This window comes from Sinomonas humi, from assembly GCF_000802235.1.
In the GTDB taxonomy this organism is placed as follows: domain Bacteria; phylum Actinomycetota; class Actinomycetes; order Actinomycetales; family Micrococcaceae; genus Sinomonas; species Sinomonas humi.
Genome location: NZ_JTDL01000149.1, coordinates 20,621 through 37,767 on the forward strand (window position 1 = coordinate 20,621; position 17,147 = coordinate 37,767).

Here is a 17,147-nt window from a genome sequence, read left to right on the forward strand (position 1 = left end):
GTCAGCCCTCCAGCAGAGCCTTCTGCTCTACGTGTGCGTTGAGCGCGACGATGTCCGGACGGTCCGTCAGGATTCGGACCACGTCGCGCCACCTCGCCGGCCGCGACGGAAGCAGGGCGACGAGCTCGTCCAACAGCCGAGCGTCCTCTTCGGTGTCCAAGGTCACTCGAAGGTGGTCCGAGGGCGGGCGGAAGGAGAGGGAAGCAAGCCCGAAGCCTGAGCCCTCCTCGTACAGGGCGCTCGTGACGTGAGCGCGGTGATGCGACTCGTGCCGGGCGTCAGCTGCACGAAGGGCCGAAACGGCCGCCACTTCGACGTCCAGCCCGCGTGGAAGCGAGCGGTTCTGCGTTGTGGAGACGTAGTCGAGGGCCGGGTCGATCCTCCACAGCGCGACGGCTTGGGAGATGATCTCCGGGTCCAGCAGGGGGCAGTCGGCCGTGAGCCGGACGACGGCGTCCGCCCCGGACTCTCGGGCTGCCAACAGGAAGCGGCTCAGAACGTCGTCCTGACTCCCCCGGACGACCCGCGTCCCATGCGCGTCGGCGAAGGCCTCAACGGGGTCGTCAGCAGGCTCGGTCGAGGTCGCGATAAGGACTTCGTCGACGCCCCGCGCCGCCCGCGCAGCCCTCAGCACCCACGCCAGGACTGGCTCGCCGCCGAGGTCGCGCAGCACCTTGCCCGGCAGGCGGGTCGACTGCATCCGAGCCTGCACCACGGCGACCACCCGGCCTGAGGTTGCCTGCGCCGTCGTCATGATCCTGCGACCTCAAGGACGTTCTCGATCACCATGCCGACCTGCTCGTCGCTCAGCCCCGGGAACAGCGGCAGGGAGATCTCCTGGCTGTAGTACTTCTCGGCCTCGGGGCACATGCCGCGGCGGTAGCCGAGATCCTCGAAGACCGGGTGCCAGTACGCCGGGATGTAGTTGACCTGCACCCCGATCCCCCGCCGACGGAGTTCTTCGAAGATCGCCTTCCGGCGATCCGCCTCGACCCGCAGCGGGTAGAGATGCCATGCAGGGGCGGCACCCTCGACGGTTCCCGGCACCGTGAGGTGCGGGTTGCCGGCAAAGGCTCCGTTGTACGCGTCGTGGATCTCCTGACGGCGACGCCGGAACCCCTCGAGGCGCGAGAGCTGGCTGATGCCCAGCGCGCACAGGACGTCCGGGAGACGGTAGTTCAGGCCGAAGTCATGCACCTCCTGGTGCCAGGGCCCCTCGTCGGGGAACCGGAGCGCGTCGCGGTCCCGCACAAGCCCTTGCCCCTTGAAACGGCGCGCGCGGGCCGCGAGTTCGGGGTCGGGGCTGACGACCGCGCCGCCCTCCGCCGTCGTCATGTTCTTCGTGGGGAAGAACGAGAAGGTGGTGAGGTCGGCGCCCGCACCCACGGGCACGCCGTTCAGGACCGACCCGATCGAATGCGCCGCGTCCTCCACGAAGAGCGCATCGTGGCGGTGGGCCATCGCGGCGAAGGCGGCGGAGTCCACCGGAAGCCCGGCATAGTCCACGGCCGTGACCACCCGGGTTCGCGGCGTGACAGCGGCCTCGGCTGAGTCCAAGTCCAGATTTCCGGTCGCCGGATCGATGTCCGCGAAGACGATCTTCGCCCCTGCGATCGCCGCGGCGGCAGCGGTGGCAACGAACGTCAAGGGAGTCGTGACAACCTCGTCGCCCGTCCGGACCCCCGCGGCGACGTATGCGACATGGAGCGCCGCAGTGCCCGAGGTCACGGCAACCGCTTCCGAGCCGCCGGCGACCTCGGAGAGCGCGCGCTCGAACTCGTCCACCTTCGGCCCCGTGGTCAGCCAGTCCCCTCGCAGCACCTCGGCGACCGCTTCGATGTCGGCCTCGTTGATCGACTGGCGCCCGTACGGCAGCATTCGGCTCAGAACCCCTCTGCTGCGATCATCGCCTCGAGTTCCTCCACGGAGAGGAACACCTCGTTGCCGTCGGACTGGTAGCTCCACCCGTCCTGGACCGGCACCGCCCCCTCCGGAACCTCGTACCGCCAGCCCACCAGATGCGGCGTGACGATGTAGCGGCCCTCGACCGAGACCGTACGCCGCGAGTCATCCGCCGCGATCATCTCCTCGTGGAGCTTCTCCCCCGGACGGATCCCGATCTCATGGGTCGCCGCGTTGCGGTCCACCGCCGCAGCCAAGTCCATCAGGCGGATCGAGGGGATCTTCGGGACGTAGAGCTCCCCGCCCTGCATCATCTCGAAGGAATCAAGGACGAACTTCACCGCCTGCTCCAGAGTGATCCAGAAACGGGTCATGCGCTTGTCAGTCACCGGAAGGGACTTCCCCTCAGCGGCCAGACGGCGCCAGATCGGCACGATCGAGCCCCGCGAGCCCATCACGTTGCCGTACCGCACCACGCAGAAGCGCGTGTCATAGGCAGCCGCGTAGTGGTTGCCGGAGATGAACAGGCGATCGGCGCACAGCTTCGTAGCCCCGTACAGGTTCACCGGGCTCGAGGCCTTGTCCGTCGAAAGGGCCACGACCTTCTTCACCCCCGCATCGATCGCGGCATCGATGACGTTCTGGGATCCCCCGACGTTCGTCCGGACATACTCGAACGGGTTGTACTCCGCCGTGTCCACCTGCTTCAGGGCCGCCGCGTGGATCACGTAGTCCACCCCGTGGAACGCCCGGTGGAGCCGATCACGATCACGGATGTCCCCGATGAACCAGCGCAGCCTCGGATCGTTCTCGAACATGTTCCGGACCTCGAGCTGCTTCAGCTCGTCACGGCTGAACACGACCAGCCTACGAACGTTGTGGCGCCCCAGAAGCTCTCGGATGAGCGCCTTCCCAAGAGATCCTGTGCCGCCCGTAATCAGAACGGACGAACCCTCGAGAAGGGACATAAGCCAACCACCTTGAACCTGAACAATTATCGGGTCACAACGCGTCCACCTGCCGAAGCGACCTTGTCCAGCCTACCAGCGGACCTGTGAGCCACCTTTGCAGATCACCCTTGGCATGCAACCACCTTGTAGAGCCGCGCGGCACCCTGCTGGTCGATGAGCTGAACGGCGTGCGAGCCTTGCAGGTCTTCCACGCCGTGGTACGGGTGGTTCTCGTGGTGAATCTCCTGGGTGCCGAAGTCAAGGACATATTGCACATGTAGGTCCTTGATTGCGGTGCACGCAGCCGAGTTTGCTGGAGCATCGCGCAGGCCGGTATCGACGGCCTGAATCTGCGGAGTGATCGGGGAGAGAATGTGAAGCTGAAGGGTCTTCCGGTCAGCGAGGGCATAGGCCAGCGCCGTTCCCGTGTAGGGCGAACCAGCAATGACCGCGTTCGATGGAACATGCGTGTCGAGCCGGTCCAAAATCGCCATCTCGTCGGTAGTGACAAGAGGCGAGTTCCCTCGTAGGTCGTAGAGACCTCTCGCATTCACTCGCTCAGTGGCCACCTGCCCGTATTGGGAGGCCAAGACAAGAAGAACGGTGAGCACGAGGAGACCGGCGCCGCTGAGAAGGGGCTGGATCTGCATTCGCTGGGGCTTGCTGCGACGTGCCGCCCCGAGCGCGGCCCCCGCCGAGGCGGAAACAGCTGGGAACCGAGTCGTGTCACCGGCGGTCGACGCATCAATGTTCGACGGCGAGCCCGAAATTCGAGCGGCCGCTCGCCCCCACGCTCGAGCCAATGCCAGCGCTCCCCCCACAGCCACCGGAATGAGAACCATGGGCAAGAGTGAGGCTAGACGGTAGCTGTCGTTGTACCAGACCGCCGTCACAAAATTGCGGAAACTGCCTGCAGGGTAGCCGGAAACGATCACATAGAGGCCAAGCCCCATAAGGAAGGTGATGAGTGCAGGCCACATCCGCCGGTTACGAACGCAGTAGAACAAGCCGACGACCAGAAGAACCACGATGACGAATGTGGGGGCCATACGCATAGGGGCGCCGAGCAATCCTTCCCCGACCGCCTGGGCGATAGTTTGCGTAGGAGGCCAAAATGCGGCGGACAGTGGCGGACGCACAGCCTTCCACACCACCACTGACAGGATCAGGAAGACAAGCAGAAGAACCGACGGGCCGACAATCCGCCGGCGGCTCTTCACGCTCGAGCGCAGGACGCCCAGCACGTGCCTCGCGTACACCAGGATGAACAGCGGAATGCTGAAGGCCAACAGCGCCATCGCAGAATTGGGGTGCGCAACCGACATGCCGATCATCGCAGCGCCCAACATCAACCACTCGCGCAGAGCCGGAATGTTCGGCGCATGGGACAACCTCATTGCCCGCAACAACAGGGCGAGACAAGCTGGCAGAAGAGCGAGACCGAGATAATTCGGGTAGAGGACACCGAAGTCGATCATCAACAGGGGGAACGCCGCAAACCCCGCTGACAGGAGAGCTCCCGTGAAAATCGCGAGCGGTCTGCTTCCAAAGATGGTACGGACGAGAAATACGACGGATACGGGCCAGACCATAGCTCCGATGGCGAGATTTGTGGCGTTCACGGCCAGAGGTATGGGAACGCCTGCCAGCCCTTGCACGAGGGAAGCAAGTGCATGCCAACCAGCAGGGTAGAACGACGACCCCGCCATCAGGCCAACGGTGAGCGAGGATGCAGAGCCCGTGTCTTGGATGTACCTCAGCGCATTCAGATGAAAGACGTTGTCGAATGTCTGGGAAAAGCTGTCAGGGCTGACGAAGGCGATGAGCAGGCTGCGACCAATGAGAGCGGCGGTGAATAGCAGGCCGAGCACATATGCGGCGTAGTGGATCCGATGCCCTCTCCAACGCGGGAGAAGTCTTTCCCCGGTGAGCGGCCAGCGCAGCAGCCGACGCAGCGCCCAGACAACGAGCCCGCCCAAGAGCGTCGCGACTGCGAGCGGCAGGATTCCCCAGCGCAGGTGGACCAGCGGGGCGAGCGTGGAAGCGATCGCGATGAAAGACATCGAGAATGCTGGTGCGAGTCCGACGAGCGCGTACCCTCGAAGTCCAAACGCCAGGCTCGCGAGAAGACCCGGAACCACCAGCACGAGCACGGCAATGCCTATCGCCGGGACCGCTCCAAGCCAACTCATGATCTCTTCCCCTTCTCATGACAAAACTCACGGTGCAGTTGATCCACAAACCGAACCCCACTCACGAGACCACCCCGAGATGATCTGCTAGGAGCCCCGCCAACGACTTCGCGAAGGTGGCGGTCATGTGGTTGTCCCTGTAAACGACGATATTCCCGATGACAGCCGGACAAGTGCCGTTACGACAAAAGTAGGGGTGCAAGTCGAGCACGTTCACACCATCGACCTGCCGCGCGGCTGAGACGAGATCGTCTTCAGGACGTTGATCGGGGAAGCTGCAGGAGGACTCACCTGCCCCTGCTCGCTGTAAGCATTCCGCGGGGCTGCTCGGTGGGAAAGGATTGTCTGCCAGGACATGCACTCGGATACCCGCCTTGCCCAGCGTAGTGAGGGCGTCGACGTATCCGGACGTCAAAGGCTGGCTCGCGTCCCAGGTCCATCCGAGTGCGTTCTTGTATCCGCTGCTGGTCATTCCCGCCAGCAGCACAAGGTCGGGGCGATCCCGCAGGAGCCTCTGAAGGGTGACCTTATTCTGATCCGAACAATTGGCAAAGCTCGTGGTGCCTGAGCGAGGCGGAGTTGTGGAAAAGGGGCACCCGTTGCGCACCATCGCGTGAATCTTCAGCGGAACGCGCTTGGAGATCTCGACAAGCGAATCGACATATTGACCAGCATGCGAGTCACCGACGATAGCCACGGTTGGAGCCGAGGACTCGCGGGGAGCCCCATACCAGCACTGATCGTCGGGGGTCTTTTCCGGATCGTAGACACCACAATCGGTGGTGTACGTAACGGGTACGTCCTGAGCGGCCACCGCCGGGTCGGGCCGGGCAGGAAGGCCGCTCGAGACCGGCCGAGGATTGCTTCCCCAAGCCATCGCACCCGGGTAGTCCTGATTTGAGAGTCCTGCCTGCAGTTCGGCCCGCTTGCCTTCGATCACCTGCCACGGCCCCCATGCCGTGAGGGCGACGACGAGCGAAGTGACCGCGGCGATGCGATAAGAACCCATGGTCCTCGATCTCCCCGACCGTGACTCCGGCCTCGGGCGCCGAAACCTCTCCTCGATGAGGTAGTAGGAAACGGCAGCGAGGGCAAGGCTCAACGTTGCAAGAACGATGGCTTCCCGAATCCGAAGTTCCCTGCCGAGGATCGCCACGGTGAAGACCACCAACGGCCAATGCCATAGATAGAGCGAGTAGGAGACATCTCCGACGAAGACGATCGGCTTCCAGCTCAATATGCGGCCAGCTGACCAGCGGTTGTGAAGGCGAGCACCATCTCCCGACCTGAGCAGCAGCACTGTGCCAAGAACCGGCACGAGAGCAATGTAGCCCGGAAACGCCATGTCCGTGGAGAGCGTTCTCGCCGCAATGACGATTGCGGCGAATCCGGTCCAAGTCGCCAGGGCCGACCAGCCGGAAATCTGTTCGAGCGCGGTTTGCGGGACGAGAGCTGCCAAGCCGCCGACGGCCAGCTCCCAAAGCCTGGTGGTTGTCGCAAAATAGGCGAGCGTGTGCGCCGCGTTGCTCAGGAAGACGCTATAGACGAGCGAGGCGCTGGCTATCAGTGCAAGCACAAGAACCGCGCGGCCTGCAATGGACCGGTCTGGTCGCCGCGACGACAGACGGAGGACAACCCAAAGCAAGACCGGCACGAGCAGGTAGAACTGCTCTTCGACTGCGAGCGACCAGAAGTGTTGAATCGGCGACACCGCCGCGGTGGCGCCAGCATAGGAGGTGCTGGAAAACGCCTGATGCCAGTTCTGCACCTGAAGCAAGGAAAACAACACGTCCGACGAAACGGCCTGCCAACGGCTCCCCGGCAGGAGGACCACGGTAGCCGCAACGACGGCGAGAAGCACGACTGCGGCTGCGGGAACAAGCCGACGGATGCGCCGTGAGTAGAACGTCACAATATCCACCGTCTGGTCCCGCGCGGCCTCCCGGACCAGAGATCCAATAATGAGGAAGCCTGAGATGACGAAGAAGACGTCTACCCCAATGAAGCCACCCGGCAGGACACTTGGCCGCAGGTGATAGACGACGACAAGGCTCACAGCAAGCGCGCGAAGTCCTTGGATGTCGCTGCGCTGAGAGGCCCCGCCCCGGCTCACGTCCTTTCCGCTCGCATCAGGTGAATCGCGTCATCGACCTTTCCGTCGAACATGACCCGTCCCTTCTCCAGCAGAATGCCACGTTGGCAGATCTCCGGGATCAGGTTCAGATCATGGCTCACAACCACAAGAGTCTTACCCTCTGCGGCGAGCTCCTTGATCTTCGCTATGCACTTCCGCTGGAAAGGCTCGTCCCCGACCGCAAGGATCTCATCGACGAGGAACACCTCGGGATCTGTATGGACGGCGACTGAGAAGGCAAGACGCAGGTACATGCCGGACGAATAGAACTTGACCTCGGTATCGATGAACTCGCCGATCTCCGAGAACTCGACAATTGAGTCGAAGCGCTCATTGATCTGTTCTTCGCTCATGCCAAGGATTGCGCCGTTGAGGTACACGTTGTCGCGGCCGGTGAGGTCGTGGTGGAAGCCCGCTCCCACCTCGATGAGACCCGCGACGCGTCCACGCGTCCGCACGGTTCCAGAATCCGGCGTCATGACGCCCGAAATGTGCTTGAGGAGCGTGGACTTCCCTGAGCCGTTGAAGCCAAGGAGCGCGACGCTCTCCCCCTGCTCAACGGTCAGAGAGACGTCATGCAAGGCGAAAAACTTCTGGCTCAGATCTCCGCGGCGTCCCCGGATCAACCAGACGAGGGCCTCTTTGAGCGACCGGGTGTGGCGGAGCACGAACTGTTTGCTGATCTTGCTGACTTCGATTGCGGTCGCCACGCTCAGAGCTCCTGCGCGAAACGGCCCTCAAGCCGCCGGAAGGTGAATTGCCCGATCACGACCACCGCGAGAGATACTGCGAGGCCCACGGGGAGCCAAATGGTCACGAGGTGTGGCGGGAGCTCAGCCGTACCACTCGTGGTCGGATACCAGAATGCGTAATGGAAGATCTCCACCGCGATCGTTATCGGGTTGGCTTGATAGAACGCGAAGAAACCCGCTCCCAAGGTGTTGCGGACCTGGGTCCACACGTAGAGCACGGGCGACGCCCACGTGACCACCATCAGGAGGAGGTCGACGATGTTCTCGAAATCGCGGAAATACACGTTGACTGCCCCGAAGAACAGTCCAAGACCCGTTGCGAGCAGCGCCACAAGGATGAACCCGCACACGGCGGCCGCCAGCTGCAGCAGCGACGGATGCCAACCCGAGAAGACGCACGCGACAATGAGCACCACGAGCTGCGGGAAGAAGTGCACCCCCGAAACCCACACCGAGGCGACGGGGAACAGTTCGCGAGGAAGATAGATCTTCTTGATCAGGTTCCCGTTGCCCACGATCGACCGGGCCGCGTTGCCGAGCGCCTCCGTGAAGAAGTTGATCAGCACGATTCCGGAGAAGAGGTAGACCGCGTAGTTTTCAGTGCCCTTGTTAAGGCCGAGGAACACACCCATGGCCAGATAGAACACGATGAACTGGACGCCCGGCTTCACGTAGGACCAGAGCAGGCCAAGAACCGAGCCTCGGTAACGGACCTTGAGCTCCTTGCGCACGAGGAGCTTGAGCAGGAATCGCGAACGGAAGGTGTCGGCCAGACCCGCTCCTACTCCGGGCCTGACCAACTGTTGAGCAGTACTCACCGGGAGTCGCTCAATGTGTGTTCGTCGAACGTCTTCTTCCACGAGTCCAACGACGTCAGATCATGCAGAGCGCTCTTGTACTCGGAAGACAACGAACGCCAGCGGGCGAGGAGCTCACCGTGAAGCTTGGCGCTCTCGGCAAGCATTCGCCGCATGACCCGTGGGTCCCTCTTGTACCAGGACGCACCCGTCCCCTCAGCGTTCGAAACCACGGCCGAGTCGTACTGCGACATTCGCCACCACTTGTTGTCCATGTGGGGGACGTTCGCCTGCGGGCGTTCCCTGCTCGTATCAACTACCGGCTTGACGAGCTGACGCGCGACCGTCTTCAGAGCCCACGGCACGAGCACAGCCTTGCCCGGTCGGCTGAAGCCCTGACCGTGCCTCGGCGGCTTTGCCATGCGAGGCGCGGGGAACTCGTCGGGGTCGGGCTTGAAAACAGCATCAGTGTGCTCTGAGAGCATCTTGCGGATTTCAGGAAGCTTCGTCTCGAGGAGTCCGCGAAGCGAACCCGGCCCCTTGAGGAGGTCCTGAATCGCCCACTCCCGGCCTTGCACAGTCGCATACTGCATCGAGACGAGATGCTTGATGTCATCCTGCTGGAGCTCTCGGATCACTCGTCCGCCGAGCTCATACGGGCTGTGCAGCAAAGCAGTGAGGGCGCGGTTCCGAGTGTGGAAGTAAGCCTGCCACCCGACCAGATCGTCCTTGTCGATCCACGAAACGTGCCAAACGGCGGCGCCCGGCATAGAGACCGTCGGGAAGCCCCGTTCCTTGGCCCGGAGCCCGTATTCCGCGTCGTCCCACTTGATGAAGATGGGGAGTGAGAGCCCGATTTCCCGGATTACCGACGTCGGGATGAGGCACATCCACCAGCCGTTGTAGTCGACGTCGCAACGACGGTGCAGCCACGGGGTCTGGCGGAGGTTGGAAACGAGGAAGTCGTGGCCCAGTTCCATTTCGTCGCTCGGCAAGGCCGGCTGGATGCGGTACGGGTTGACGATCTCACCGAAGGTGTGGAGAACCGTGCGGTTGAAGAGGTCGAACATATGGCCGCCCACGAGGGTCGGAGTCTTGCAACGATCGCCGAAGGTCACGAGGCGAAGGATGCTCTCCGTCTCCACGACGATGTCGTCGTCCATGAGCAGCGCATAGTCACTGCCATTGGCCACCGCCTCGTACATGCCGCGCGAGAAGCCGCCGGACCCGCCGAGATTGCTCTGCTCGATAATCCGGAGCCGTCCCCCAAGCTCCGCCTTGACCTCGTCGAAACCATCCGCCTGGGCGACCTTCTGGGTGCCCTGATCAACGATGAGGATTTCCTGGAGGGCCTCGAGTGCTTCAGAGTCCGCAGCGAGGAGACGAAGGTTGTTGAGGCAGAAATCCGTCTTGTTGAGCGTCGTGATCTGAAGCGTCACGGTTCCGCGCTGGGGCGCTGGGCCGGCTGCCTGCCACTCGGCTCGGGTGATCTCCACAGGCTCGGAACCGGCGACGATGTCGAACCAGTACCACCCGCCGTCGCCGAAGGGTTTGAGCGAGAGGTCGAACGTCGTCGTCGTCTGGCCCTCGACCCGCTGGGAGTCGACGCGCTGAAGCGAACCGCGCGAGTTGGACTTGTAGACCACGACGGCGCCCTCGCCGGATGTCGTCACGCTCAGCCGGACGGCTTCGACATTGGTCCAGCGCCGCCAATAACTGGCCGGAAAGGCGTTGAAGTACGTGCCGAAAGAGACGCGGTCACCAGGGCGGACCATCATCGAGAAGCGCGAGACGAAGTCCTCGGAATGCGCCTCCCGGGCCGGACTGCTGATAGCGCGCGGTTTGCGCTCCCGATCGCTCGCGTCGCCCGTCGTCGGGAGCTGGACCCCAGTAGCGGTGCCCATGTCCACGTAGAGCGGAACCGTGTCCATCTGCTCCTGAGGCGGCAGGATGACCCGCTGGAGCGTCTGCCACTCCTGCTCGGACTCCTCGTTCACGATTTCTTTAACGTCGACCGCCGTCATTCGTCCACGCCTCCGCTGACGAGTGCTTCGCCGCCCTCAAAATGCGGCTTGATCTTGTTGTCGAACATGCTCAGAGCCGAGCCGATGGCCATGTGCATGTCGAGGTACTTGTATGTGCCCAGACGGCCGCCGAACAGGACAGAGTTCTCGGACTTTGCCAAGTCGCGGTACGCGAGAAGCTTCGCGCGGTCAGCCTCGGTGTTGATCGGGTAGTAGGGCTCGTCGCCCTTCTCCGCGAATCGGGAGAATTCGCGCATGATGACCGTCTTCTCGGTCTGGTAGTTGCGCTCAGGATGGAAGTGGCGCGGCTCGATGATGCGCGTGAAGGGCACGTCGGCGTCGTTGTAGTTCACGACCGAGGTCCCCTGGAAGTCACCGACTTCCAGGACCTCTTCCTCGAAGTCGATGGTGCGCCACGAGAGGTCGCCCTCTTTGTACTCGAAATAGCGGTCAACCGGACCGGTGTAGACGACGGGAACGTTGCCGACCACGTTGCCCTTGCTGACAGGCTGCGACTCGTCGAAGAAGTCCGTGTTGAGCTGCACGCTGATGTTCGGATGGTCGGCCATACGCTCGATCCACGCCGTGTACCCATTGGTGGGGAGACCCTCGTACGTGTCGTTGAAGTAGCGATTGTCGTACGTGTAGCGAACGGGAAGCCGCGAGATGATCCCAGCCGGCAGATCCTTCGGGTCCGTCTGCCACTGCTTGCCGGTGTAGTGCTTGATGAACGCCTCGTAGAGCGGACGCCCGATGAGCTGGATCCCCTTGTCATTGAGGTTCTGCGGATCGGTACCCGCGAGTTCCCCCGCCTGCTCCTCAATGAGGGTGCGTGCCTCGGAGGGTGAGTAGTTGGCACGGAAGAACTGGTTGATCGTGCCGAGGTTGATCGGCAGGGGGAAGACCTCTCCCTTGTGGACGCCGTAGACCCGGTGCACGTAGTTGGTGAATGTCGTGAACTGGTTGACGTAGTCCCACACTCGCTTGTTCGAGGTGTGGAAGAGGTGGGCACCGTAGCGGTGCACTTCAATGCCAGTCTGGGCGTCATCCTCGCTATAGGCATTGCCCCCGATGTGATGGCGACGGTCGATCACCGTGACCTTGAGTCCGAGCTCCTTGGCTGCGCGCTCGGCCACTGTGAGGCCGAAGAAGCCGGATCCGACGACGACGAGATCAGCGTCCACAAATTCTCCTGTATTCGGGGCACGCCGATGCCACGGGCACCGGCCTTCCTGCGGTCCAAGACTACCGGACGACGCCGAAGCCCCTCTCCAGCAGCGGTGATTCCCCTCATCCTTCAGTTGTCCACATAAGCTCCTCGACAGCGGACTGCCACGGCTCAGACTGCATAGCCTCGTAGGAGGAACTGAGCTTTGGGGGGACACATGGAACTGCACGTCACGCTGATAGCCCCGGGGGCAGGGCGGGGGCTTCAGACGAGCGAGGAGCTCGTGGCGACGCTGCCGGACGGCGCGAGCGGGAGCGCCCTCGCCGACCTCATCGACGCCCGCCGCGGGGTGACGGGAATCACCGTGGATGGCGCCCCGCTCCATTCGCTCGTCATCGGCGAGCCGCCCTTGGTGAACGGGGCCCTCTTGCTGGGCGGCCAGGCGAATTCGACGACGACGGCGGACGGGGCCGAGCTTCTTCTCCTCGCCGTCCGAAGCGGTCCAGCCGCGGGCCGGATCATCCCTCTCGAGCGCGGACTTCACTGCATAGGACGGCGCGACGGCACCGACAGGGACGCGCCGGGGACTATAGGCCTTCCAGATCCGGAGCTCTCCCGTCGTCACGCCGAGCTACATGTGACTGACACGGTTGTCCGCCTGGTCGACTGTGGGAGCTCCAACGGAACGTGGCTCGGCATGCAGCGCGTGCGCGCGACGGTCCTAGAGGCCCAGCAGGAGTTCCGGGTGGGCGGAACCGTCTGCAGCCTCGAGTTCGCGGGGGAAGCGGTGGTCGACCCACGCGCTGGGTCGCCTCATGGAGACCCGCTCAAGGTCGTGCGCCGCATCCCGCCCCAGCGGACGACGACGACGCTCGCCTTGGGCTTGGCACCGCTCGCCATGGGCGTCGGGCTGGCGTTGTTCTTCGGCCAGTGGATGTTCCTCGCCTTCTCGAGCATGTCGCTCGTCTCTCTAGCCCTCCCACTCGCCGAAGGACGGCGAGAGCGCCGCAGGTTCCAGCGCGATCTGGAGGCTGCAGTCAAGCAGGATCTTGAACGGAGAACGGCCGCGGCGCCGGACGCCGCGCAACTCTGTCTGGCCTCCGGTGCGGTCTCAGCTTCCAGCCCGGTAGCACTGCGCGAGAGCGAGGCTCCAATCCTGGTCCGTCTGGGCACTGCGGAGCTTCCAGCCGACATCACGGTCGACCCTCCCCTCGACGCACTTCCTCCCAGCCATCCCCGCGCACCACTCGTCCTGGCTCTGGAGGGGACTGTCCGCCTTGAGGGACGCAACGCCGAAATCGAAGGACTCGCGCGCTTCCTGCTGGTGCAACTCGCCGTCTTTCCCTCCGCTCAGCGGCTCCGCGTCCAGCTCATAGGAGGCTCGGACAAGCTCAGGCTTGCCGCGCGTTACCTGCCGCGCGTCCGCGTTGTCAGGGACGGCGACGTGGAATCGCTCACCCCTGCCGGCATGTGGCCGGGAGCAGGACGAGCCCTCACGCTTCTCATGCCAGGTGCACCAAGCTCGAAAGCCACCGAGCTTGCCAAAGAGTTGCAGAGACAGGGCTCTTGCGTGGTCGACGCCGTCGGTGCGCTCGGTACCCACGACGCCGTAGTCCAAGTGAGCGAATCCTCTGGCCACATGGCTTCAGGATCTCTTCACTGCAAGTTCTCGCCCGACTTGCTCGGTCACGTTCCCTTCGAGCAGGTAGCGCGCGAGAGCGCATCGCACCACTCTGACGCCTTGAGCAGCACGGGACGGGGCCTCCCGCTGCCAGATGCGTGCGGCCTTGAGGTTCTCGCCGGCCTGACGAGGGTGAAGCTGGTCGAAGCCTGGAGCAATTCGACTCAGCGAAAGGGCTGCCGGCTCCCGCTGGGAGTCGCCGAATCCGGCCACCTCACCATTGACCTAGTCGGCGACAGTCCCCATATTCTCGTGGCTGGAACCACGGGGGCTGGCAAGTCGGAGCTCCTGCGCACCATGATTTCCGGCGGAGCCGCACTTCACTCGCCAGATGAGCTCACGTTCCTCCTCATCGATTTCAAAGGAGGAGCGGGCCTCGCACCGCTAGAGCCGCTCCCCCATTGCGTAGGCCTCTTGACTGACCTGAGCGGAGGGCTGGGGCGTGTCCTCGTCTCACTGTCCGCAGAGGTCGTCCGGCGCGAACAACTGCTTGCAGAAGCAGACTGCGAGGATATCGCCGCCTATACCGCCAGGGGGAAGGAGACATTGCCGCGGTTGGCCATAGTGGTGGACGAGTTCAGAGTCCTCGTGGAGGAGGAGCCGGACTCGCTTCGCGAACTTCTGCGCATTGCGAGCGTGGGCCGGTCACTCGGAATTCACCTGATCATGGCGACCCAACGGCCCCACGGGGCGATTTCCGCGGACATTCGCGCAAACGTCGGGTGTGCGATCGCCCTGCGGGTCAGCGGAGCCGTTGAGTCGCGAGACGTGATCGGTTCTGATCTGGCTGCGCGGGTGCCAACAGCTCTCCCGGGTCGCGGTTATCTTGCCATCGGAGGAGGCGAACCGATCGAATTCCAGACCGCTTCCCTCGCACTCGCGCCAGACCCCGAACTTTCGGCAGTCCGGCTCGAATCAGCGGTCGACTGGCTTAGGGGCAGCACCATGCCCCGGCTTCAGGACGAGAAGGCTGACCGTTCGACGAGCCATTTTGTCGAGACGGCTCGGGCGGCTTGGGCCACCCTTGGCGGCACTCCTCCGCGGCGACCAGTAGCCGACTCCCCTCCCGACGACGCTGGGCCAGCGCCGAAACCGGGGCGCCGCGTCCTGTTGGGAATCGCCGACCTACCGCATGAGCAACGTCTTGCAGCGCTGCGGTGGGCGCCTGAGGAACAAGGACATCTCGCCATCGTCGGGGCGGCCTCTGGATCGGGACAGATTCTCACGACTGTCGCATGCCAGCTAGCGGATGGCATGCGGCTTCGGCACCTGTACGTTCTCGATGCATGTGATGCCCTCCCCCATCTGGAACAGCATGAGCGAATCGGTGCCTACGTTCGGCTTGGCGACCTCGGCCATGCAGCCCGGATCATCTCACGGCTTTCGGAGGAAGTGTCGAGCCGGCGTCCCAAGGCAGCGAGAGGCTCAGAGCGTGCGAGCCTGATCCTCGTGGTCTCGGGTTGGAGCCGTTGGGTCTCGGCCTTCCGGAACAGCCCGAATCCTCAAGCAGAGGGAGAGCTCTTCGAACTTATCCGGACGGCCCGTTCCTCTGGTCTTGTCCTGCTCATCGCGGACGAAGGAGACCTCGTTGCCTCCCGTGCCTTCGGCGAATTCCGCTGCCGCATCTTCCTCCCCCATGGAATGCCAGATGATGCCCGGCTTGGGTGGCCCCGGCTCCCCTCCTGTTCCGGCGGCCCATTGCGAGGTATAGCAACTGGCCTTCTGGAGAACGGAGATCCGATTCTGGTTGAATGCTTCACAGCCCCTCCCTCAGCTCAGCAGCCGTTGTCCGTTCCTCGCTCCTCCCAGCCTCTGTTGCGGATCCTCCCGCTTCCCAGTGTGGTCACCGCGACCGAGGTAGCAGAGGCAGCAATGGCGAGCGGCGATCATGAGCCTCAGGCACGGGGAGCGCAACGTCGGCTGATAGCGATCGGGCTCCATGAGGACAGAGCTCAACCACTCCTCGTCCCTCTCGAACCGGGCGATCTCCTGTTGGCCCTTGGGCGCGCTGGCTCCGGGAAGACATCTTTCCTCGAGGCTCTTCCGAGCATGAATCCCGCCGTCGGCCCGTGGCTGAGCGAAGGACTGGGGGGAGGAAATATCGAGAAGGCGGTGGCCGATGCGCTCACTTCAGCCCGAGCTGGAGAGATGCCCCTGCTCCTCTTGGACGATGCAGACGCTTTGAGCATGCGCGACGGCGAAGCGGTCCGTCTCGCGCTCGAGGAAGGGGCCTCGGTGATCGTCACGGCGGGTTACGGGGCCCCACTTCTCAGCACGCTGCCGCCTGCTCTCCGTGCAAAGGCGATCAGAACCGAGACGGGGATCGCCCTCGGACCTCGGTCCCCGACAGATGGAGACGCCTTCGGCGTGCGCCTCGAGCCCTTGGAACGGCTAGTGCCGGGGCGCGCTATCGCTGTAGTCAGGGGGCGTCAGACCGAGGTCCAACTTGGCTGGCTCGGCGGAGCGGCAGACCGGCAGTCTCTATTTACTCGCCGTCATTCTCGTGAATGGGCCGCTGCGTAATGGCGAAGACCGGGCGTGAGAAAAGGAGGTAGAGCGCCGCAGCGGCCGGGACGAGGATAAGTAGCCCGTAGAGGACGTATCCCCCGGACATGGTTGGGAGCCCGATGGTCCCAGCAAAGAGCTGGACGACCAACACGACTGAACGCGTCCACCGGTAGCCCCGCCACAGCAAAATGCCAGCGGCGCCGATTCCTGCACCCAGGACGATAAGGAGAACCATGGTGAAAACGGCCCCGCCAGGGGATACGTGCGCCTGCCCGGTGGCGAGTTCGACCGCGTACATTCCCGCGATGACCAAGAGCGCAAGTGCTTCGATGAGCACGAGCGCCACGAGGATCGTGAGCTGCGGGGGCTTGGACGGACGCTGGTCCGAGGAGCTGGAAGACTGCACAGGGCGAGACTACCCGGCACGGCGCATAAGCGATGCCAAGCGGGCGTCGCAGAAGCCTTCAGATGTGATGCATCCCTCGCTCTGCGGGCCCAAATCCTCCCTCTTCCCCCTTGTTTACACACAGTTAACGTGACAACCTTATTGGAGTTGACCGTGGGGCCCAGATAAGGCCCCTTTGCTTTGGGACGCCTCGTGAAAAAGTTCACAAAGGCAGCGTCCCCCGGGAACGGAGTACTTCAAGAACCATGGATTGGCGTGATCGTGCTGCATGCCTCGACAAGGATCCCGAGCTGTTCTTCCCCGTTGGGAATACCGGCCCGGCACTCCTCCAGATCGAGGAAGCCAAGAGCGTCTGCCGTCGATGCCCGGTGATCGACACGTGCCTCCAGTGGGCGCTCGAGTCTGGTCAGGACGCAGGGGTATGGGGCGGAATGAGCGAAGACGAGCGTCGGGCCCTCAAGCGCCGCGCCGCCCGGGCTCGCCGCGCCTCTTAGGGCCCCTAGCCTCCTCCTAAAGCCTTGAGCCAGGACCTCTGGCAGAACGCTTTCCGCCCGCCGCGCTCCGAGCCCGGCGGGCGGTTCAGTTTAGGCCCGGCGGCCGGTTCAGTTTGGGCCCGGCGGCCGGTTCAGTTTG

12 protein-coding genes are annotated in these 17,147 nt (G+C 63.6%); 2 read left to right on the forward strand and 10 right to left on the reverse strand.

Annotation, left to right across the window (positions count from 1 at the left end; translation table 11 throughout):
• Nucleotide 1: 1 nt before the first annotated feature.
• From LK10_RS19030 to glf, 9 genes are all read right to left on the reverse strand, one after another.
• Complete coding sequence (locus LK10_RS19030; protein ID WP_081998691.1) at nucleotides 2-754, reverse strand: cytidylyltransferase domain-containing protein; 753 nt, start codon at nucleotides 752-754, stop codon at nucleotides 2-4.
• Entirely contained in the window at nucleotides 751-1,878 is a 1,128-nt protein-coding gene (gene pseC / locus LK10_RS19035; RefSeq protein WP_197062001.1) for a UDP-4-amino-4,6-dideoxy-N-acetyl-beta-L-altrosamine transaminase, read from the reverse strand. The genes LK10_RS19030 and pseC overlap by 4 nt, the downstream gene beginning before the upstream one ends.
• Before the next feature lie 5 nt (nucleotides 1,879-1,883).
• A complete protein-coding gene (pseB, locus tag LK10_RS19040; protein WP_043127401.1) occupies nucleotides 1,884-2,870 on the reverse strand; it encodes a UDP-N-acetylglucosamine 4,6-dehydratase (inverting) in 987 nt (328 codons plus the stop codon).
• A gap of 104 nt (nucleotides 2,871-2,974) precedes the next feature.
• Nucleotides 2,975-5,044 carry a DUF6541 family protein gene (locus LK10_RS19045; RefSeq protein WP_043127403.1) on the reverse strand — a complete coding sequence of 690 codons (2,070 nt, stop codon included), beginning with the start codon at nucleotides 5,042-5,044 and terminating at the stop codon, nucleotides 2,975-2,977.
• 61 nt (nucleotides 5,045-5,105) lie between these two features.
• Nucleotides 5,106-7,157: an acyltransferase family protein gene (locus tag LK10_RS19050; RefSeq protein WP_052207593.1), complete on the reverse strand. Its 2,052-nt coding sequence runs from the start codon at nucleotides 7,155-7,157 to the stop codon at nucleotides 5,106-5,108.
• Nucleotides 7,154-7,888: an ABC transporter ATP-binding protein gene (locus tag LK10_RS19055; RefSeq protein ID WP_043127406.1), complete on the reverse strand. Its 735-nt coding sequence runs from the start codon at nucleotides 7,886-7,888 to the stop codon at nucleotides 7,154-7,156. Before LK10_RS19055 ends, LK10_RS19050 begins: the two co-directional genes overlap by 4 nt.
• Before the next feature lie 2 nt (nucleotides 7,889-7,890).
• Complete coding sequence (locus LK10_RS19060; protein ID WP_043127408.1) at nucleotides 7,891-8,748, reverse strand: ABC transporter permease; 858 nt, start codon at nucleotides 8,746-8,748, stop codon at nucleotides 7,891-7,893.
• On the reverse strand, nucleotides 8,745-10,751 hold the full coding sequence (locus LK10_RS19065) for a glycosyltransferase (RefSeq protein WP_052207594.1): 2,007 nt from the start codon (nucleotides 10,749-10,751) through the stop codon (nucleotides 8,745-8,747). Before LK10_RS19065 ends, LK10_RS19060 begins: the two co-directional genes overlap by 4 nt.
• Entirely contained in the window at nucleotides 10,748-11,935 is a 1,188-nt protein-coding gene (glf, locus tag LK10_RS19070) for a UDP-galactopyranose mutase (protein ID WP_043127411.1), read from the reverse strand. The genes LK10_RS19065 and glf overlap by 4 nt, the downstream gene beginning before the upstream one ends.
• Before the next feature lie 201 nt (nucleotides 11,936-12,136).
• Between glf and LK10_RS19075 the strand changes: the two genes are divergently transcribed.
• The gene (locus LK10_RS19075) at nucleotides 12,137-16,123 is read left to right on the forward strand and encodes an FtsK/SpoIIIE domain-containing protein (RefSeq protein ID WP_043127414.1); all 3,987 of its coding nucleotides are present in this window, start codon (nucleotides 12,137-12,139) and stop codon (nucleotides 16,121-16,123) included.
• On the opposite strand, the gene LK10_RS19080 is transcribed toward LK10_RS19075, so the two are convergent.
• On the reverse strand, nucleotides 16,086-16,514 hold the full coding sequence (locus LK10_RS19080) for a hypothetical protein (RefSeq protein WP_043127416.1): 429 nt from the start codon (nucleotides 16,512-16,514) through the stop codon (nucleotides 16,086-16,088). The two genes, LK10_RS19075 and LK10_RS19080, sit on opposite strands and share 38 nt — an antisense overlap.
• Before the next feature lie 245 nt (nucleotides 16,515-16,759).
• Here LK10_RS19080 and LK10_RS19085 point away from each other — a divergent pair, with 245 nt between their 5' ends.
• Nucleotides 16,760-17,008: a WhiB family transcriptional regulator gene (locus LK10_RS19085; protein ID WP_043127419.1), complete on the forward strand. Its 249-nt coding sequence runs from the start codon at nucleotides 16,760-16,762 to the stop codon at nucleotides 17,006-17,008.
• Nucleotides 17,009-17,147: the final 139 nt, after the last annotated feature.